The following is a 19,057-nucleotide window of genomic DNA, read 5'->3' on the forward strand; positions in this document are numbered from 1 at the left end:
ACTAAGCGCCGCTTGTTGGCTTTGCCGGGTGGCGCTTACGCTAATCCGGTCTACAAATCCGTATGGTTCTGGAAATTCACGTTAATGAACTTATTAAAATCGCTGGCGGCCGTCAGCTCGATGACCATGTTTTCCCGCGTGCTGGGTTTTGCGCGCGACGCCATTGTGGCAAGGGTATTTGGTGCAGGGATGGCCACGGACGCCTTTTTCGTCGCGTTCAAATTGCCGAACCTGCTGCGTCGTATTTTTGCTGAAGGGGCGTTTTCCCAGGCATTCGTGCCCATTCTGGCGGAATATAAAAGCAAGCAGGGTGAAGACGCAACGCGCGTCTTTGTTTCTTATGTATCCGGGCTGCTGACGCTGGCCTTGGCGGTGGTGACCGTACTCGGGATGCTGGCCGCGCCGTGGGTGATTATGGTGACCGCGCCCGGTTTTGCCGATACGGCTGACAAATTTGCGCTGACCTCGCAGCTGCTGCGCATCACTTTCCCCTATATTCTGCTCATCTCGCTGGCCTCGCTGGTGGGGGCGATCCTGAACACCTGGAACCGCTTCTCTGTCCCGGCGTTTGCGCCGACGTTTCTCAACGTCAGCATGATCGGTTTTGCCCTGTTCGCCGCGCCGCACTTTAACCCGCCGGTGCTGGCGCTGGCCTGGGCGGTTACCGTCGGCGGCGTGCTGCAGCTGGCGTACCAGCTGCCGCATCTGAAAAAAATCGGCATGCTGGTGCTGCCGCGCATCAATCTCAAAGATGCCGGGGCGATGCGCGTGATCAAGCAGATGGGGCCCGCCATTCTCGGCGTCTCCGTCAGCCAGATCTCGCTTATCATCAACACCATCTTTGCCTCTTTCCTTGTGTCCGGCTCGGTTTCCTGGATGTACTACGCCGACCGTCTGATGGAGTTCCCGTCCGGGGTGCTGGGCGTGGCGCTGGGGACCATACTGCTGCCGTCGCTGTCGAAAAGCTTTGCCAGCGGCAACCATGATGAGTATTGCCGCCTGATGGACTGGGGTTTACGTCTCTGCTTCCTGCTGGCCCTGCCGAGCGCGGTGGCGCTGGGTATTCTGGCTAAACCGCTAACGGTGTCGCTCTTCCAGTACGGGAAATTCACCGCCTTTGATGCCGCGATGACCCAGCGCGCGCTGATTGCCTACTCGGTCGGATTGATGGGGCTGATCGTCGTCAAGGTGCTGGCGCCCGGGTTCTACTCGCGTCAGGACATCAAAACGCCGGTGAAAATTGCCATTGTGACGCTGATTATGACTCAGCTGATGAACCTGGCGTTTATTGGTCCGCTGAAGCATGCCGGCCTGTCGCTGTCTATTGGTCTGGCGGCCTGTCTGAATGCCGGGCTGCTGTACTGGCAGCTGCGCAAGCAGGATATCTTTACGCCGCAGCCGGGCTGGGGAAGTTTCCTGGTGCGTCTGATTATTGCGGTACTGGTGATGTCAGCCGCGCTGCTCGGCATGATGTACGTGATGCCGGAGTGGTCCCTGGGCACCATGCCTTATCGTCTGATGCGGCTGATGGCCGTGGTAGGCGTCGGGGTGGTGGCTTACTTTGCCACGCTCGCGGTGCTGGGCTTCAAAGTGAAAGAGTTTGCCCGCCGTACGGCATAAACGCCAAAAGGGGAGTTCACCTTATGGTGCTCCCCGCTGCATGATTTGTCGCCAGGCGTCAAATCGAAATCTTTTTAACTCCCGCAATACGCGCAGTCGCTGTTTGACCATCCGCACCGTACAGTCCGGTTTCTTTATGCGGTTTCAATACCTCAAGCGCCTGCTGATTACGCTCAATCTGACCTTCCAGTAGCCAGCCGTTGTGCTGGTTAAGGTCGCGCAGGTGCTGGGTTTTTTCGGTAATGGTTTGCCAGCGCTCAACAATATCGTCATTGGCGCTGCGCTTAGGATCCTGCTCAGCGCGGCGCTGCTGCTCCAGATAATCCAGCGTCGCCAGTAGCGAACTTTTATCTTCAGTAATACGCTGCAGCGCGCTGCCGTTGATGTGACCGGAAGAGAGATGCTGCTGTTCAGCGTCCATTACCGTTTTCAGGTCGTTAAGAACAACCGTCATTTGATCCAGTATTTCTGACAGTCGACTCATACGGTTAGTTACTCTGTAAGAAACTCTGTGCTTCCTGAATCAGGGCGTCAGCAATCTTGCTGGTGTCCATTTTCAGCTCACCGTTACGAATAGCCGTTTTCAGCGCTTCAACACGTTCCATATTGATATCGTTGCTGCCTGGCTGCATCAGTTTTGCCTGCGCGTCGCTCAGGGTTACGCTGGTGCTGTTGGACGTTGACGGTTTTTCCAGACGCGTTTTCTGCGCAGGAGCATCATTCGTTTCGCGAGGTTGTACAGCGCTTACCGGCTTCAGGGCTGATGTACGATCAATGCTCATAGTGTTGTCCTCATCGAGGGTTCGCGGCGTTTGCGCCTGACATCATCATTAGTGGAATATTTATCGGCACGCGCCGCGAAATCTTTAAAAAGATTATAGGTTAATCAGAATATTCCCATCAGAATCGACGGTTCCGCTCACCACCTGGCCTGAGGACATTCTGACGCGGGCGTTTTGCGCCACCGCGGCATTGTTTAACGCTTTCCCTTCACTGTTGATGCTAAAGCCATCTCCGTTGGCCACCACCATCACCTGTTGACCCGCTTTGACCCGCCATGACTGACGCAGCATTGAGAGCTGTATCGGCTGGCCGGGGGCGACATCGCGCAGGCTGACGGCGTCCTGTGCCTGGTTCATTTCCAGCATGGTGCGTGGAGGCAGCTGATCCAGACGGCCGCGTTTTAACGTCACGCTGTTCGTCTGCAGCACGCTGCCGCGCGCAATGGGCACGGCGGCGACAACATAATTGCCCGTCGCCTGAACTGCAACCTGTAAATAGCGTTTTTCGTTCGCGCAGCGTGCCAGCACGTTCACATTTCCCCACAGCCGGGTGGTTCCCGTCACGCTGAATGACGGTTGGTCACAGGTAGGGTACAGATTCGGTGGGGTGCGCACGGTAACGTTAACCTCATCGCTAAAGCCCGCCAGCTTTTCAGCAAAAAAAGCCGTCAGCTGATCCTGTAAGCCTTCAGCCTGCACCAGTGGGCTAAACAGCAAGAAAGTTGCCGTCAGGGCACGTTTTAACGTTTGCATCGCAAGTTCCACCGTTTCCAGAGTTGAATGAATTCTACCTGCAGTGGTTTTGCATCAACGCAATAAATAGCGACGCATTTTGCGCTTATTCCGTCGATAGGGGAGACCGGGTGAGATTTAAGCTGTGAACTGAAATTTTGCCATCAGCGGAGGAGACATGCTCGATAAACTCGACGCCGCGTTACGTTTTCAGCAGGAAGCGCTCAATTTACGCGCCCAGCGGCAGGAGATTTTAGCCGCCAACATCGCTAACGCCGATACCCCAGGGTTTCAGGCGCGCGATATTGATTTTTCCAGTGAACTCAAAAAGGTGATGGAGCGTGGACGTGCCGAAGGAACGGGTGTTGCACTTGCCATGACATCCTCTCGCCATATTCCTGCTCAGGCGATGACCGCGCCAGCGACCGATTTACTTTACCGCATTCCCGATCAGCCCTCACTCGACGGTAACACCGTGGATATGGACCGGGAGCGTACCCAGTTTGCCGATAACAGCCTGAAATACCAGACGGGCCTGACCGTACTCGGCGGACAAATCAAAGGCATGATGAACGTCCTGCAGGGGGGGAACTGATAGATGGCCTTGTTGAATATTTTTGATATTGCCGGTTCGGCGTTAACCGCGCAGTCCAAACGCCTGAACGTGGCTGCCAGTAACCTGGCGAACGCCGACAGCGTAACCGGACCAGACGGCCAGCCTTATCGTGCCAAACAGGTTGTCTTTCAGGTCGATGCTGCGCCGGGCGCGGCGACGGGCGGCGTGAAGGTGTCTGATGTGGTAGAGAGCCAGGCGCCGGATAGGCTGGTGTATGAGCCGGGTAACCCGCTCGCGGATGCCAGCGGATACGTAAAAATGCCAAACGTGGATGTGGTGGGCGAGATGGTGAACTCCATGTCGGCTTCCCGTAGCTACCAGGCCAACGTCGAAGTGCTCAATACCGTGAAGAGCATGATGCTCAAAACGCTCACTCTCGGCCAGTAAAGGAGACATGCATGTCCATCGCCGTAAATGTGAATGATCCTACGAACTCGGGTGTTAATAACACGAAGAGTACGACGGGTTCTAACTCCCTCACCGGGAGCAATGCCTCCGATCTTCAGGGCAGCTTTCTGACGCTGCTGGTGGCGCAGCTTAAGAACCAGGATCCCACCAACCCAATGCAGAACAACGAACTGACCACGCAGCTTGCGCAGATCAGCACCGTGAGCGGCATTGAGAAACTTAACACCACCCTCGGCTCCGTCTCCGGGCAGATCAACAGTGCCCAGTCTCTGCAGGCGGCAAGCCTGATTGGCCACGGGGTAATGATCCCGGGCACCACGATTCTGGCGGGCACCAGCACCACCGAAGGCAACACCACAACCACCACCACGCCGTTTGGCGTTGAGCTCCAGCAGGCGGCTGAGAAGGTCACTGCAACAATCATGGATGCCAATAACGTGGTGGTTCGCACTATTGATATCGGCGAGCTGAAGGCGGGCGTTCACACCTTTACGTGGGATGGCAGCCTGACCGACGGCACTAAAGCACCAAACGGTTCTTACAAAGTAGCGATCAGCGCCAGCAACGGGACGACCCAGCTGGTGGCGCAGCCGCTGCAGTTCGCGCTGGTCCAGGGCGTGATTAAAGGAAGCGACGGCAACAAACTGGATTTGGGAACCTCTGGTTCCACCACACTCGACGAAGTTCGGCAGATTATCTAAGCCTTAACACTTATCAGGAGTAAGTCATGGCCTTTTCTCAAGCGGTCAGCGGCCTGAATGCTGCGGCCACCAACCTGGACGTCATTGGCAACAACATCGCCAACTCCGCGACCTATGGTTTTAAATCCGGTTCTGCTTCATTTGCGGACATGTTTGCCGGTTCCAAAGTCGGCCTGGGCGTGAAAGTTGCGGGCATCACTCAGGACTTTACCGACGGTACCACCACCAACACCGGTCGTGGTCTGGATGTTGCCATCAGCCAGAACGGTTTCTTCCGTATGGTCGATTCCAACGGTTCTGTGTTCTACAGCCGTAACGGTCAGTTCAAGCTGGACGAAAACCGTACGCTGGTTAACATGCAGGGCATGCAGCTGACGGGCTACCCGGTAGCTGGAACGCCTCCAACCGTTCAGACCGGTGCGAACCCTCAGGCGATTACTATCCCGAATACCCTGATGGCGGCGAAATCAACCACCACCGCGACGCAGCAGATCAACCTGAACTCAACCGACCCTGTTCAAACTGCCCCGTTCGATGCGACCAACCCGGATACCTATAACAAAAAAGGTACCGTGACCGTATTCGACAGCCAGGGTAACGCCCATAACATGTACGTCTACTACGTGAAGACGGCCGACAACAAATGGGATCTTTACACTCAGGACGGCAGCGTTGCCGGTTCTACAGCGGCAAAAGCGGCGCAGATGAACTTTGATGCGAACGGTAACCTGGCGGGTGTTTATAACTACGACGCTGCGGGTGTACTGAGCGCAACGCCAAACGCCACGCCGGCCATTAACATCACCACGGGTTCTGTCAGCGGTGCGACGGCGGCGACCTTCTCCCTGAGTTTCCAGAACTCCATGCAGCAGAACACCGGTGCAAACAGCGTTGTGGCAACCAATCAGAACGGCTACAAGCCTGGCGACCTGGTGAGCTACCAGATCAACGACGATGGCACCGTGGTGGGAAGCTACTCTAACGAACAGTCTCAGGTTCTGGGTCAGATCGTGCTGGCAAACTTCGCCAACAACGAAGGCCTGAAATCGGAAGGTGACAACGTCTGGTCTGCCTCCCAGTCCTCCGGCGTGGCGCTGCTGGGTACCGCAGGCACCGGTAACTTCGGCAAGCTGACCAACGGCGCGCTGGAAGCCTCCAACGTGGATATGAGTAAAGAACTGGTGAACATGATCGTCGCGCAGCGTAACTATCAGTCGAACGCGCAGACCATCAAAACCCAGGACCAGATCCTCAACACGCTGGTTAACCTGCGTTAAGCGGCTAACAGGAAAGCGCAATGGATCACGCAATATATACCGCGATGGGCGCGGCAAGTCAGACGCTCAATCAGCAGGCCGTTACCGCCAGCAACCTGGCAAACGCCTCTACGCCGGGCTTTCGTGCGCAGCTTAATGCGCTGCGCGCGGTGCCGGTTGAAGGGCTCTCCCTGCCGACCCGTACGCTGGTGACGGCATCAACCCCTGGCGCAGATATGACGCCAGGGCAGATGGACTACACCTCGCGCCCGCTGGACGTTGCCCTGCAGCAGGACGGCTGGCTGGCGGTGCAAACTGCCGACGGCAGCGAAGGCTATACCCGTAACGGCAATATCCAGGTGAGCGCGACGGGCCAGCTGACGATTCAGGGTCATCCGGTGATGGGGGAAGCGGGTCCGCTGACCGTGCCGGAAGGCTCTGAGCTGACTATCGCCGCGGACGGCACCATTTCGGCGCTGAACCCGGGCGACCCGGCCAACACCGTTGCACCCGTCGGACGTCTGAAGCTGGTTAAGGCGGAAGGCAAAGACGTGCAGCGTGGCGATGACGGCATGTTCCGTCTGACCCAGGCGGCGCAGGCGACGCGTGGTGCCACGTTACAGGCCGATCCGAGCATCCGCGTGATGTCCGGCGTTCTGGAAGGCAGCAACGTCAAGCCGGTAGCCGCCATGAGCGACATGATTGCCAGCGCCCGTCGTTTTGAAATGCAGATGAAGATTATCAGCAGCGTGGATGAAAATGCGGGCAAAGCTAACCAACTTCTGGCTATGAGTTAACAGGACTCCTTATGATCAGTTCTTTATGGATCGCGAAAACTGGCCTGGACGCCCAGCAAACCAATATGGACGTGATTGCCAACAACCTGGCAAACGTGAGCACCAATGGTTTCAAGCGTCAGCGTGCCGTTTTCGAAGATTTGCTTTATCAAACCATCCGCCAGCCGGGCGCGCAGTCTTCTGAACAGACGACGCTGCCGTCGGGCCTGCAGATTGGTACCGGCGTTCGCCCGGTGGCTACCGAGCGTCTGCACAGCCAGGGCAACCTGTCACAGACCAACAACAGTAAAGACGTGGCAATCAAAGGCCAGGGCTTCTTCCAGGTGCAGCTGCCTGACGGGACCTCTGCCTATACCCGCGACGGTTCGTTCCAGGTCGATCAGAACGGCCAGCTGGTGACGGCGGGCGGTTTCCAGGTTCAGCCTGCGATCACCATCCCGGCGAACGCCCTGAGCATCACCATCGGACGTGACGGTGTGGTCAGCGTAACCCAGCAGGGACAGGCCGCGCCGGTTCAGGTTGGGCAGCTCAACCTGACCACCTTCATGAACGATACCGGTCTGGAAAGCATTGGTGAGAACCTCTACACCGAAACGCAATCCTCCGGTACGCCTAATGAGAGCACCCCGGGCCTGAACGGTGCGGGCCTGCTGTACCAGGGCTATGTTGAAACGTCCAACGTGAACGTGGCGGAAGAGCTGGTGAATATGATCCAGGTCCAGCGCGCGTATGAAATTAACAGTAAAGCAGTGTCGACGACCGACCAGATGCTGCAGAAACTGACGCAACTCTAAGGTGTAGCCCGGTGCGGTAAACGCCGCACCGGCTCCCTGTTTTCGAAGATGAAGGCAATGCAAAAAAACGCGGCGTTTCGTTATCCGATACTGACTGTTCTGGCTGTCACCCTCAGCGGGTGTGCTTTGATCCCGTCTAAACCATTGGTCCAGGGTGCGACGACTGCCCAACCCGTTCCTGGCCCAGCGCCAGTGGTAAACGGCTCCATTTTCCAGACCGCGCAGCCGATTAATTACGGCTATCAGCCGCTGTTTGAAGATCGCCGCCCGCGTAACGTCGGCGATACATTGACCATTGTGCTGCAGGAAAACGTCAGCGCGAGCAAGAGCTCGTCGGCTAACGCCAGCCGCGATGGTAAAACCAATTTTGGCTTCGATACCGTGCCACGCTATCTCGAAGGGCTGTTCGGCAACGCGCGTGCTGATGTGAACGCGTCCGGCGGCAACACCTTTAACGGCAAAGGCGGCGCGAACGCCAGCAACACCTTCAGCGGTACGCTGACGGTCACGGTTGACCAGGTCCTGGTTAACGGCAACTTGCACGTTGTGGGTGAAAAACAGATCGCCATCAACCAGGGCACTGAATTCATTCGCTTCTCGGGCGTGGTTAACCCTCGCACCATCAGCGGCACCAACACCGTTCCGTCCACCCAGGTGGCGGATGCGCGCATTGAGTACGTCGGTAACGGCTATATCAATGAAGCGCAAAATATGGGTTGGCTGCAGCGCTTCTTCCTTAATTTATCGCCGATGTAAGCGAGGTGACCCATGTTTAAATCGATCTTCGCCGTGGCGCTTGCGCTGGTGGCCACGTTTGCCCAGGCTGACCGTATTCGCGACCTCACCAGCGTTCAGGGCGTCCGTGAAAACTCCCTGATTGGCTATGGCCTGGTGGTGGGTCTGGATGGTACCGGTGACCAGACGACCCAGACGCCGTTCACCACCCAAAGCCTGAACAACATGCTTTCCCAGCTCGGCATTACCGTGCCGGCGGGAACCAACATGCAGCTGAAAAACGTGGCCGCGGTAATGGTCACCGCGTCCTACCCGGCGTTTGCGCGTCAGGGGCAGACCATTGATGTGGTGGTCTCCTCAATGGGTAATGCCAAAAGCCTGCGCGGCGGTACGCTGCTGATGACCCCGCTGAAAGGCGTTGATAGCCAGGTCTACGCGCTGGCGCAGGGGAACATTCTGGTTGGCGGTGCGGGTGCATCCGCAGGCGGAAGCAGCGTGCAGGTGAACCAGCTGAACGGTGGACGCATCACCAACGGTGCGATCATTGAGCGTGAACTGCCGACCCAGTTTGGCGCGGGCAACACCATTAACCTGCAGCTTAATAATGAAGACTTCACGATGGCGCAGCAAATTGCCGATACCATCAACCGCAGCCGCGGATACGGTAACGCAACGGCACTCGATGCGCGCACCGTGCAGATCCGCACCTCCACAGGCAGCAGCAACCAGGTGCGCATGCTGGCGGATATCCAGAATATGGAAGTAAACGTTCCGGTTCAGGATGCGAAAGTGATCATCAACTCCCGTACCGGCTCGGTGGTGATGAACCGGGAAGTGTCGCTGGACAGCTGCGCCGTGGCGCAGGGGAATCTCTCCGTGACGGTAAACCGCTCCGCGAACGTGAGCCAGCCGAATACGCCATTTGGTGGCGGTCAGACGGTGGTGACGCCGCAAACGCAGATTGATATGCGTCAGAGCGGCGGGTCGCTGCAGAGCGTTCGCTCCAGCGCTAACCTGAACAGCGTGGTGCGTGCCCTGAACGCCCTGGGCGCAACGCCGATGGATCTGATGTCCATCCTGCAATCCATGCAAAGCGCGGGCTGCCTGCGCGCCAAACTGGAAATCATCTAATGCTGACCGATAGCAAACTGTTGACCAGTGCAGCCTGGGACGCCCAGTCGCTCAACGAACTGAAAACCAAAGCAGGTAAAGACCCGGCGGCGAACATCCGCCCGGTTGCCCGCCAGGTGGAAGGGATGTTTGTACAGATGATGCTGAAAAGCATGCGCGAAACCCTGCCGAAAGACGGGATGTTCAGCAGTGATTCAACGCGTCTCTACACCAGCATGTATGACCAGCAGATTGCGCAGCAGATGACCGCTGGTAAAGGCCTCGGTCTGGCTGACATGATTGTGAAACAGACCGAAGCCGCGCAGGGCGTTCAGCCTCAGGATCAGACGCAGCAGGTGCCGATGAAGTTCGACCTGGAAACGGTGACCAGTTATCAGAACCAGGCTCTGACGCAAATGGTGCGTAAAGCGATGCCAAAAGCCACGGGCAGCGGCGATGAGCCGCTCTCCGGTGACAGCAAAGATTTCCTGGCGCAGCTTTCTCTGCCTGCGCGTCTTGCCAGCGAACAGAGCGGCGTGCCGCATCACCTGATTCTGGCGCAGGCCGCGCTGGAGTCGGGCTGGGGCCAGCGTCAGATCCGCAAGGAAAACGGCGAGCCGAGCTTCAACATCTTCGGCGTGAAGGCCACCTCCAGCTGGAAGGGGCCAACAACGGAGATCACGACCACCGAATACGAGAACGGTGCGGCGGTGAAGGTCAAAGCAAAATTCCGCGTCTACAGCTCCTATCTGGAAGCATTGTCCGACTACGTTGGCCTGCTGAGCCGAAATCCGCGTTATACCGCCGTTACGCAGGCGGCGACGGCGGAGCAGGGCGCACAGGCCTTACAAAACGCGGGCTACGCGACTGACCCGAACTATGCACGCAAGCTCACCAGCATGATCCAGCAGCTGAAATCCATGGGCGAGAAGGTCAGCAAAGCCTATAGCACAGATATTGAAAATCTGTTCTGAAAGTTCTCAAGTCCCGGTGGAGGTTGCCGATAACCTTCATCAGGACTCGTGTCTGAACGTATAAAAGGAACCCCCATGTCCAGTTTGATTAACAGCGCCATGAGTGGCCTCAGTGCTGCGCAGTCGGCACTCAATACCGTCAGTAATAATATTTCAAGCTATAACGTGGCAGGTTACACCCGCCAGACCACTGTGCTGGGCGCATCTAACAGCACGCTGACCGGCGGTGGCTGGGTGGGTAACGGGGTTTATGTCTCCGGTGTCCAGCGTGAGTATGACGCCTTCATCACCAACCAGCTGCGCGCCGCGCAGACGCAGAGCAGCGGTCTGACGACGCGCTATCAGCAGATGTCAAAAATCGATGATGTGCTCTCCGATACCACCAACTCGCTCTCCACCACCCTGCAGGACTTCTTCAAAAGCCTGCAAACCCTGGTGAGCAACGCGGAAGACCCGGCTGCACGTCAGACGGTGCTGGGTAAAGCGAGTGGTCTGGTCAATCAGTTTAAAACCAACGATCAGTATCTCCGTGACCAGGATGCGCAGGTGAATACCGCCATCTCAAGCAGCGTGTCTCAGATCAACAACTACGCGGCGCAGATTGCGAACCTGAACGATCAGATCTCCCGTCTGACCGGCGTTGGCGCAGGCGCGTCACCTAACGATCTTCTTGACCAGCGCGATCAGCTCGTGACTGAACTGAACAAAATCGTGGGTGTAGAAGTATCCGTACAGGATAGCGGCACGTTTAATATCTCTCTCGGTAACGGTTACAGCCTGGTACAGGGCAGCAAGGCCAGCCAGCTGGCGGCCGTAAAGTCCAGCGCCGATCCGGCTCGAACCACTATCGCCTATGTCGATGACGTGGCGGGCAATATTGAGATCCCGGAGAAACTTATCACCACCGGTTCTTTAGGCGGTTTACTGACATTCCGTGCTGAAGATCTGGATAAAGCCCGTAACAGCCTGAACCAGATGGCGCTGGCCTTTGCCGATGCGATGAACACGCAGCATGAAGCCGGTTTTGATGCGAACGGTGATGCGGGCGGTAAGCTGTTCAACTTCGGTTCTCCGGCGGTCCTGTCCAACAGCAAGAACGGCGGCTCTGCCGTTGTTACGGCTTCTGTGACGGACAGCAAACAGGTCCAGGCGACAGACTATAAGCTGCAGTTTAACGGCACTGACTGGACGGTCACCCGCACGTCAGACAAAACCAGCTTTACGATGAGCCCGGATGCCAGCGGTAATCTGTCGTTTGATGGCCTTAACGTCAACGTGAGCGGTACGGCAAATACCAAAGACAGCTTTACCGTGAAGCCTGTTTCCAACGTCATCATGAACATGGATCTCGCGATCAGCGACGAGTCTAAACTGGCGATGGCGTCGGTGCAAAACGGCGGCGAAAGCGACAACCGTAACGGCCAGAAACTGCTGGATCTGCAAAACGGCAAAGTGGTGGGTGGGAACAAAACCTTCAACGATGCGTATGCCTCTCTCGTCAGTACCGTCGGTAGCTCAACGGCGTCACTGAAGGTGAGCAGCCAGACGAAAGCCAATGTGGAAACGCAGTTAATCAAGCAGCAGCAGACCATCTCTGGGGTAAACCTCGACGAAGAGTATGGCAATTTGCAGCGTTATCAGCAGTATTACCTGGCCAACGCCCAGGTTTTACAAACTGCCAGTACGCTCTTCGATGCAATTATCAACATTCGTTAAGGTTGAGGTGAACAATGCGTATTAGCACCCAGATGATGTACGAGCAGAACATGCGTGGGATCACCGATTCCCAGAGCAGATGGCTGAGCTACGGTGAGCAGATGTCCACCGGCAAGCGCGTCAATCGTCCTTCGGACGATCCTATCGCCGCATCGCAGGCCATCGTTCTGTCACAGTCTCAGTCGCAAAATAGCCAGTTCGCGCTCGCGCGTACCTTTGCAACGCAGAAGGTTTCGCTGGAAGATAACGTGTTATCTCAGGTGAATACCGCGATCTCGAGCGTTCGCGAGAAGCTCGTTTATGCGTCGAACGGCACATTAAGCGATGACGACCGTCTTTCTCTGGCGACCGATATTCAGGGGATCCGCGATCAGCTGATGAACCTGGCCAACACGACGGATGGTAATGGTCGATTTATCTTTGCGGGATACAAAACCGAGAGCGCACCGTTTGATGCCGCGACCGGAGATTACAACGGCGGCGCTGAGGCCATCACGCAGCAGGTTGATACGGCGCGAAATATGACCATTAGCCATACCGGACAGCAAATTTTCGAAAGCATTACCAGTAATGCGGAACAGCTGCCGGGCGGTGGATATGGCCAGACCAACATGTTCAAAATCCTGGACTCTGCTATTGCCTCGCTGAAGACACCGATTGAGAACGATCCGGCTGCTGCAACGGCGCAAAGCCAGGTGATTGCCAATGCGCAAATCGGCATCAAAAACTCCCAGAACAATATCCTCACGGTCGTTGCAGATGTGGGAACCAAGATGAACGAGCTGGAAAAATTCGATACGCTGGGCGATGACCGCGCGCTGGGTCAGACCAAGCAGATGAGTGACCTGGTTGATGTTGACTGGAACGAAGCGATTTCCTCTTACACCATGCAGCAGGCGGCCTTGCAGGCGTCTTATAAAGCGTTTAGCGATATGCAGGGCATGTCTCTGTTCCAGCTGAACAAATAACATCTTGACCTCTTGGAACATGTCTTGAAACTGGGCATGTTTTACTGCCCAATCCGTCTGGATTGGGCATTTTTTTTATGCAATTTCCGCCGGTGCGGAGGCGACTCGTGCGCTTTCTATCAGACGGATTGCCAGCGCAATGACGCCACAGACTGTCGCCAGCGCGACCACGCCCGTCCAGCCGGCCAGCGAGTAGATATTGCTGCCTAACGCGGAACCCAGCGCCATCCCGATAAAGACCACCGTAAAGAGCAGGGCGTTGAGACGACCCCGCGCCTGCGGTTCAAGGCTGTAAACCAGGTTCTGGTGAGCGACCAGGCTGGACTGCAGGCCCAGGTCGAACCCGACGGCGGAGATGGCGATCAGAATCAGCTGTCCATGAACGCCCAACGCGGGCATCAGGAACATCAGGGCGAATGAGACGGTCACAAGAACGGCACCAAGCTGCGTGACTTTTCCTGCGCCCAGTTTGTCTGCCAGACCCCCTGCCAGCGGGGCAGCTAACGCACCGGCGGCACCTGCAATACCAAAACCACCCGCTACGGCACTCCCGAGGTGATAGCGTTCCAGCAGCATGACCGCAAGCGTAGACCAGAAGGCGCTAAAGGCAACTGACAGAAAACCCTGAGCCAGCGCCGCACGGCGCAGCGCCGGATAGCGACGCCAGAGATGTTCCATTGAGCGCATCAGCGCGGGGTAGCTCAGCGTGGAGTGAATGGCAAAACGGGGAAGCACAAACCACATCATTACCCCGATGAACGCAATGCTCGCCGCCGCCAGCTGGTACATGACGCGCCAGCCAAACGCTTCGCCCACCACGCCGCTTACTGTTCTTGATAATAAGATACCCATCAGCAGCCCGGTCATTACCGTGCCCACGGTTTTCCCCTGTTTACCTTCCGGCGCAAGGATGGCCGCGGCAGGGACGATATCCTGTGCCATGGTGGCGGCCATGCCGATGAGCAGGCTTGCCAGCAGCAGAGAATGGATCTGCCCGGTCAGGCTACAGCCGAGAAGAAACAGCGCCAGCGCCGCACTCTTTATCAGGATTAACGTCCTGCGGTCGTGGCGATCGCCGAGCGGTAGGAGGAACAGGATCCCCAGGGCATATCCCGCCTGGGTGAGCGTCGGGACCAGGCCCATTCCTTCGATACTCAGGTGAAGGTCTGCGCCCATCAGCGGCAGCAGAGGCTGGGCATAATAGATAGATGCCACGCTGAAACCTGCACCGATCGCCAGCATTAAGATTACCCAGCGGCTCACCGCATGGGCGGCGGTTGTTGTGTTCATAAGATGTTCCTCATTCGTCGTGTGAGGCTATTTTTTATCAGTACGCCTTGCGACGGTAGCGGGCCCGGTGGTAAAACGCTTATACGTTGAACGTATAAATGAAAATGCGATGAAAAGAGCTGAGCGTATAGACAGGGTGGAGTTAATGCGGACGTTTGTTCGTATTGTGGAGGCCGGTTCCCTCTCAGCGGCGGCACGGCAGCTGGCCACTACCCAGGCCACGGTAAGCAGACGGTTACAGTCGCTTGAGACCATGCTGGGCGTGCGCCTGATATTGCGCACCACCCACACGACGCGGCTGACGGATGACGGCGAGCGCTGCTATCAGCACGCCCGTCGGGTGATTGACAGCTGGCTGGCGCTGGAAGATGAGGTGGGGCAGACGGAAGATGAGCCTGTAGGCGTGCTGCGGGTGCGCGCTCCGCACGCGTTTGGTCAGGACCAGCTTCTGAAACCCGTAACCGAGTTTTTGCAACGTTATCCGCAGCTTTCCATTGAGTGGATGCTTAACGATCGGTCGGCGGACTTCCTCGGCGATAACCTTGACTGTGCGATTCGGGTGGGCGTGGAAGTCGATCCTGCGACCGTGTCCGTGCTGCTGGCCGAAGTGCCGCGCTCGGTAGTGGCTTCACCGGCACTGCTGGCCCGTTTTCCGACGGTCAACACGCCGGAGGATTTGCAGCAGTTTCCCTGGATAGCGATTAGCTCATTCTACCAGCGCCACGTGGAGCTTTTTCACGATGCATCACCTGCCACCGCGCGGATTGCTATTACGCCACGGCTGAGCACCGACAGCCTGTATGTCGCACGCAATACGGCGCTCACCGGCCTTGGGGTGGCGGTGGTATCCAGCTGGACGGTACAGGATGATATTCGGGAAGGGCGGCTGGTGCATTTGCTACCAGACTGGCAGCCATCGGCGTTACCGGTGCATCTGGTTTACCCCTGGTCCCGCTATTATCCGGCACGCTTGCGGCGTTTTCTGGAGTTGATGCGGCAGGTCATGCCCGAGGTCACCGGGATGAGAAAGCCCGTGCAGCAGCCATAAAAAAAGCCGACCCTAAGGTCGGCTTTTTACTTTCAGCGTCGTTATTCGACAGACTGCGGACGCGTTGCCGGTGCAGTCGCCTGATGCGTTGCACTGTGGCCGCCTGCAGCGCCTTTACCGTCGAAACTGAACGCCGGGCGTACCCAGTCGCTGTGGCGCGGGGCTTCTGGCACGTAATCCGGCGCCGGGGCGCGCGTCATTGGTGCTGTCGCCACGTGGGCTGCGGCTGGTGCAGAAACAACCGGCTCAGGTTTCACCTCAGGCGCTTTCGCTTCTTCGACAACCGGTTCAACCTGAATCTCAACGTCCTGAACGACTTCTTCAGCGGTGGTTTCAACCAGGGTTTCAGCGGTGTCTTCCACTGCGGCTACAGGTTCAGCCTCTTCAGCGACTTCCTCAGCCACCACGGCATCTTCTTCGGCGATAAGCTGCGGTGCGGCATCAACCGGCGCGGCAATCACTTCTGGATGGGTGGTTTCAACTTCCACTGCGTGAGGCGCTTCAGCTTCAACAACCTGAGGTTCAACCACGGTTGCCGCTTCAGTCGCGACAGCTTCTACCGCGGCTGCGGGTGCAATCACCTCTTCGGTTACAGGCTGTTCTTCAACAACCTGCTCCGGGCGAGCAACCGGGTAGCGGATCCAGACTTTGCCGGAGGCCATTTCTGGTGAAGCACAGGCAATGGTCAGCGGCATTGGCGACTGGGTTGGGTAACGCTCGTCACGATAGCGACGACGGCGCTGGCCGCTGACGCGCAGATGACGTGGAGAACGACGTGAACGACGCGGCATACCGGCGTTATCACGGTTTTCACCGTTATCATCCTGCTCAACGTTGTTTTCAACGACCGCTGGCAGATCAACTTTCGCCAGCTGTGTACCGGTTGCGATCTCGCTGGTTTCAACCGCGATAGCGCCTGACTCTTCGGTTGCTTCAGAGGCGAAGCGAACTTTCTGAGAAAGCTGGCGCTGCTTACGACGCGGCATTACCTGAGTGCGTTCTTCCTGCTCGCCGTCCTGCTGTTCAACAGGCTCTTCGCGGTTCAGGTTTTTGACTTCCTGCTGTGCCTGACGCTTCTCGTCGTTACGGCGACGGCTGCGTTCACGGCGCGGCTGCTGGTCGTCACGCTGTTTGCTCTTCTCAGACTCATCGCCCGCCTGCTGGCGAATTTCACGATCTTCAACGTTCGGCTGTTGTTTCTCGCGACGGTTGCGGCGGTTGTCTTCGCGTTGCTCACGGCCTTCGTTATTCTCAGAGCGGTTGTCACGGTTGTCACGACGCTCGCTGCGGTCATTACGGTCATTACGGTCATTACGGTCATTACGGTCGCTGCGGTCGTTACGATCGCGGCGGTTGTTTTGACGCTTGCGACGGTCCTGTTGACGCTCTGGCTTGGCCGCTTTTGGCTCTTCTTTCGGCTGTTCTGGCTGAACTTCTTCTTCAGCAAACATCTTCTTCAGCGCGCCAAAGAAGCGGCTCAGCAGACCCGGCTGTGCCGGCTGGGCTTTCGCAGCAGCTGCTTCTGGTTTCTGCGCTTCAGGTTTGGCAGCAGGTTTTTCCAGAGCTGCTTCCGGTGGTGCTTCTGGCATGATGAAGGTCGCTAACGCAGGCTGCTCTGGCAGTTTGCGCTCGGCAGGCTCTTCATCGGATGGCAGAGCCATCTCTTCTTCATGCAGCTTCGGCAGCAGGTAGCTGAGAGTGGTCGTCTCTTCGCCCTTACGCACGCGCAGCACGTGATAGTGTGGGGTCTGCATCTGATCGTTTGGCACGATGATGCAGCGAACGCCACCCTGACGCGCTTCAATCGCACTTACCGCTGCACGTTTTTCGTTGAGCAGGTAAGAGGCAACGGGCACCGGCACAATGGCGTGAACCTCTTTGGTGTTCTCTTTCAGCGCTTCTTCTTCAATCAGACGCAGAATGGAGAGGGACAGAGATTCGTTATCACGCACGGTACCGGTGCCGGAGCAGCGCGGACAAACGTGATGGCTGGACTCGCCGAGAGACGGGCTCAGACGCTGACGGGACATCTCCAGCAGGCCAAAGCGTGAGATATGGCTAATCTGGATACGCGCCCTGTCCTGACGCACCGCTTCGCGCAGACGGTTTTCAACCGCACGCTGGTGGCGAACAGGAGTCATGTCGATGAAGTCGATAACAATCAGACCACCCAGGTCGCGCAGGCGGAGCTGGCGGGCGATTTCATCAGCGGCTTCGAGGTTAGTGTTGTAGGCGGTCTCTTCGATATCACCGCCGCGCGTTGCACGTGCGGAGTTGATGTCGATAGCGGTCAGCGCTTCAGTGGTATCGATAACGATAGAACCGCCGGATGGCAGACGCACTTCACGCTGGAAGGCGGACTCAATCTGGGATTCGATCTGATAGTGGCTGAACAGCGGGATTTCACCGGTGTACAGTTTAATTTTGCTGGTGAAATCCGGACGACCCAGCGCGGCGATGTGCTGGCGCGCCAGCTCAAGCACTTTCGGGTTATCGATCAGAATCTCACCGATGTCCTGACGCAGGTAATCACGGAAGGCACGCACGATGACGTTGCTTTCCTGGTGGATCAGGAACGGAGCAGGGCGGCTTTCAGCTGCTTTCTGAATGGCTTCCCAGTGCTTCAGACGGAAGCTCAGGTCCCACTGCAGCGCTTCGGCTGATTTGCCAACGCCTGCGGTACGCACGATAAGCCCCATGCCGTCAGGCAGTTCGAGGCTTGCCAGCGCTTCTTTCAGCTCGGTACGGTCATCACCTTCGATACGGCGAGAGATGCCACCCGCACGAGGGTTGTTAGGCATCAGAACCAGATAGCTCCCTGCCAGGCTGATAAAGGTGGTCAGTGCGGCACCTTTGTTGCCACGCTCTTCTTTATCAATCTGAACGATAACTTCCTGACCTTCACGCAGAACATCTTTGATGTTTGGGCGGCCATGGGCGTTGTAGTTTGCGGGGAAATATTCGCGGGCGATTTCTTTCAGAGGGAGGAAACCATGACGCTCAGCACCGTAATCGACAAATGCAGCTTCAAGGCTTGGTTCAATGCGGGTGATTTTACCTTTGTAAATGTTCGCTTTTTTCTGTTCGTGTCCAGGACTTTCGATATCCAGATCGTACAGGCGCTGCCCATCCACAAGGGCGACACGCAACTCTTCTTGCTGAGTTGCGTTGATTAACATTCTTTTCATCGTAACTTACTCGTTATTCTTACATTGACGACAAAGCTGCGGGCAAGGTGACGCTTTCCGGGGTATGAACCGATGGCCTCGTGTCTGTTCACGTCGCCAACCTCACGGTTGTCGCTCGCTTAAGAGGCGCAGAGTGTCGGTTGCCTGTGTTTCATACGGAAACACAGCGCAATTATCAGGGGAATTGCCTGGGTAGAACTCTCCAGAGAACAATCCTTATACCGGGAAGTACTGCAACCCGCAGCCCGCTAACTGCCTGAAAGATCAATACGTCTTACGCCATTGCTGCGTGGATGATCGGTCAGACAAAATTGGTCATTCC

At 56.9% G+C, this 19,057-nt stretch carries 18 protein-coding genes; 13 read left to right on the forward strand and 5 right to left on the reverse strand.

Translation table 11 applies throughout. The features are described from left to right. Window positions 1-84 precede the first annotated feature (84 nt). Complete coding sequence (murJ, locus tag ACJ69_RS04045; RefSeq protein ID WP_059346480.1) at window positions 85-1,620, forward strand: murein biosynthesis integral membrane protein MurJ; 1,536 nt, start codon at window positions 85-87, stop codon at window positions 1,618-1,620. Between the two features lie 58 nt (window positions 1,621-1,678). On the opposite strand, the gene flgN is transcribed toward murJ, so the two are convergent. From flgN to flgA, 3 genes are all read right to left on the reverse strand, one after another. After that, the gene (gene flgN, locus ACJ69_RS04050) at window positions 1,679-2,104 is read right to left on the reverse strand and encodes a flagella biosynthesis chaperone FlgN (RefSeq protein WP_025755834.1); all 426 of its coding nucleotides are present in this window, start codon (window positions 2,102-2,104) and stop codon (window positions 1,679-1,681) included. 4 nt (window positions 2,105-2,108) lie between these two features. Continuing rightward, the gene (gene flgM, locus ACJ69_RS04055; RefSeq protein WP_023311133.1) at window positions 2,109-2,402 is read right to left on the reverse strand and encodes a flagellar biosynthesis anti-sigma factor FlgM; all 294 of its coding nucleotides are present in this window, start codon (window positions 2,400-2,402) and stop codon (window positions 2,109-2,111) included. 93 nt (window positions 2,403-2,495) lie between these two features. Beyond that, window positions 2,496-3,155, reverse strand: a complete 660-nt coding sequence (gene flgA, locus ACJ69_RS04060; RefSeq protein ID WP_029740350.1) for a flagellar basal body P-ring formation chaperone FlgA — start codon at window positions 3,153-3,155, stop codon at window positions 2,496-2,498. Window positions 3,156-3,312: 157 nt separating this feature from the next. Between flgA and flgB the strand changes: the two genes are divergently transcribed. The 11 genes from flgB (at window position 3,313) to flgL (ending at window position 13,209) form a co-directional block, all read left to right on the forward strand. Further along, window positions 3,313-3,729 (forward strand): flagellar basal body rod protein FlgB, encoded by a 417-nt coding sequence (gene flgB, locus ACJ69_RS04065; protein WP_023311135.1) that lies wholly within the window; start codon window positions 3,313-3,315, stop codon window positions 3,727-3,729. Between the two features lie 3 nt (window positions 3,730-3,732). Further along, on the forward strand, window positions 3,733-4,137 hold the full coding sequence (flgC, locus tag ACJ69_RS04070) for a flagellar basal body rod protein FlgC (RefSeq protein WP_008500814.1): 405 nt from the start codon (window positions 3,733-3,735) through the stop codon (window positions 4,135-4,137). A gap of 11 nt (window positions 4,138-4,148) precedes the next feature. After that, window positions 4,149-4,859, forward strand: coding sequence for a flagellar hook assembly protein FlgD (gene flgD, locus ACJ69_RS04075; protein WP_029740349.1), 711 nt, complete (start codon window positions 4,149-4,151; stop codon window positions 4,857-4,859). A 26-nt stretch (window positions 4,860-4,885) separates the two neighbouring features. Continuing rightward, the gene (gene flgE / locus ACJ69_RS04080) at window positions 4,886-6,136 is read left to right on the forward strand and encodes a flagellar hook protein FlgE (RefSeq protein ID WP_029740348.1); all 1,251 of its coding nucleotides are present in this window, start codon (window positions 4,886-4,888) and stop codon (window positions 6,134-6,136) included. Window positions 6,137-6,156: 20 nt separating this feature from the next. After that, window positions 6,157-6,912 carry a flagellar basal body rod protein FlgF gene (locus ACJ69_RS04085; RefSeq protein ID WP_029740347.1) on the forward strand — a complete coding sequence of 252 codons (756 nt, stop codon included), beginning with the start codon at window positions 6,157-6,159 and terminating at the stop codon, window positions 6,910-6,912. Between the two features lie 11 nt (window positions 6,913-6,923). Further along, entirely contained in the window at window positions 6,924-7,706 is a 783-nt protein-coding gene (gene flgG, locus ACJ69_RS04090) for a flagellar basal-body rod protein FlgG (protein WP_008500810.1), read from the forward strand. A 57-nt stretch (window positions 7,707-7,763) separates the two neighbouring features. Then, window positions 7,764-8,462, forward strand: coding sequence for a flagellar basal body L-ring protein FlgH (gene flgH, locus ACJ69_RS04095; protein WP_024909015.1), 699 nt, complete (start codon window positions 7,764-7,766; stop codon window positions 8,460-8,462). 12 nt (window positions 8,463-8,474) lie between these two features. After that, a complete protein-coding gene (locus ACJ69_RS04100; protein ID WP_029740346.1) occupies window positions 8,475-9,572 on the forward strand; it encodes a flagellar basal body P-ring protein FlgI in 1,098 nt (365 codons plus the stop codon). After that, the gene (gene flgJ / locus ACJ69_RS04105; protein WP_029740345.1) at window positions 9,572-10,525 is read left to right on the forward strand and encodes a flagellar assembly peptidoglycan hydrolase FlgJ; all 954 of its coding nucleotides are present in this window, start codon (window positions 9,572-9,574) and stop codon (window positions 10,523-10,525) included. The genes ACJ69_RS04100 and flgJ overlap by 1 nt, the downstream gene beginning before the upstream one ends. 75 nt (window positions 10,526-10,600) lie before the next feature. Further along, the gene (flgK, locus tag ACJ69_RS04110) at window positions 10,601-12,241 is read left to right on the forward strand and encodes a flagellar hook-associated protein FlgK (RefSeq protein WP_029740344.1); all 1,641 of its coding nucleotides are present in this window, start codon (window positions 10,601-10,603) and stop codon (window positions 12,239-12,241) included. 14 nt (window positions 12,242-12,255) lie between these two features. Continuing rightward, window positions 12,256-13,209 (forward strand): flagellar hook-associated protein FlgL, encoded by a 954-nt coding sequence (gene flgL / locus ACJ69_RS04115; RefSeq protein WP_054829818.1) that lies wholly within the window; start codon window positions 12,256-12,258, stop codon window positions 13,207-13,209. A 75-nt stretch (window positions 13,210-13,284) separates the two neighbouring features. Here flgL and ACJ69_RS04120 read toward each other — a convergent pair whose 3' ends face one another. Continuing rightward, complete coding sequence (locus ACJ69_RS04120) at window positions 13,285-14,499, reverse strand: MFS transporter (protein WP_059346482.1); 1,215 nt, start codon at window positions 14,497-14,499, stop codon at window positions 13,285-13,287. 145 nt (window positions 14,500-14,644) lie between these two features. On the opposite strand from ACJ69_RS04120, the gene ACJ69_RS04125 reads away from it, so the two are divergent. Next, window positions 14,645-15,547, forward strand: a complete 903-nt coding sequence (locus ACJ69_RS04125; RefSeq protein WP_407027162.1) for a LysR family transcriptional regulator — start codon at window positions 14,645-14,647, stop codon at window positions 15,545-15,547. A 41-nt stretch (window positions 15,548-15,588) separates the two neighbouring features. Here ACJ69_RS04125 and rne read toward each other — a convergent pair whose 3' ends face one another. Beyond that, window positions 15,589-18,735 (reverse strand): ribonuclease E, encoded by a 3,147-nt coding sequence (gene rne / locus ACJ69_RS04130; RefSeq protein ID WP_059346483.1) that lies wholly within the window; start codon window positions 18,733-18,735, stop codon window positions 15,589-15,591. Window positions 18,736-19,057: the final 322 nt, after the last annotated feature.

It is taken from the genome of Enterobacter asburiae, assembly GCF_001521715.1.
Taxonomy (GTDB): domain Bacteria; phylum Pseudomonadota; class Gammaproteobacteria; order Enterobacterales; family Enterobacteriaceae; genus Enterobacter; species Enterobacter asburiae.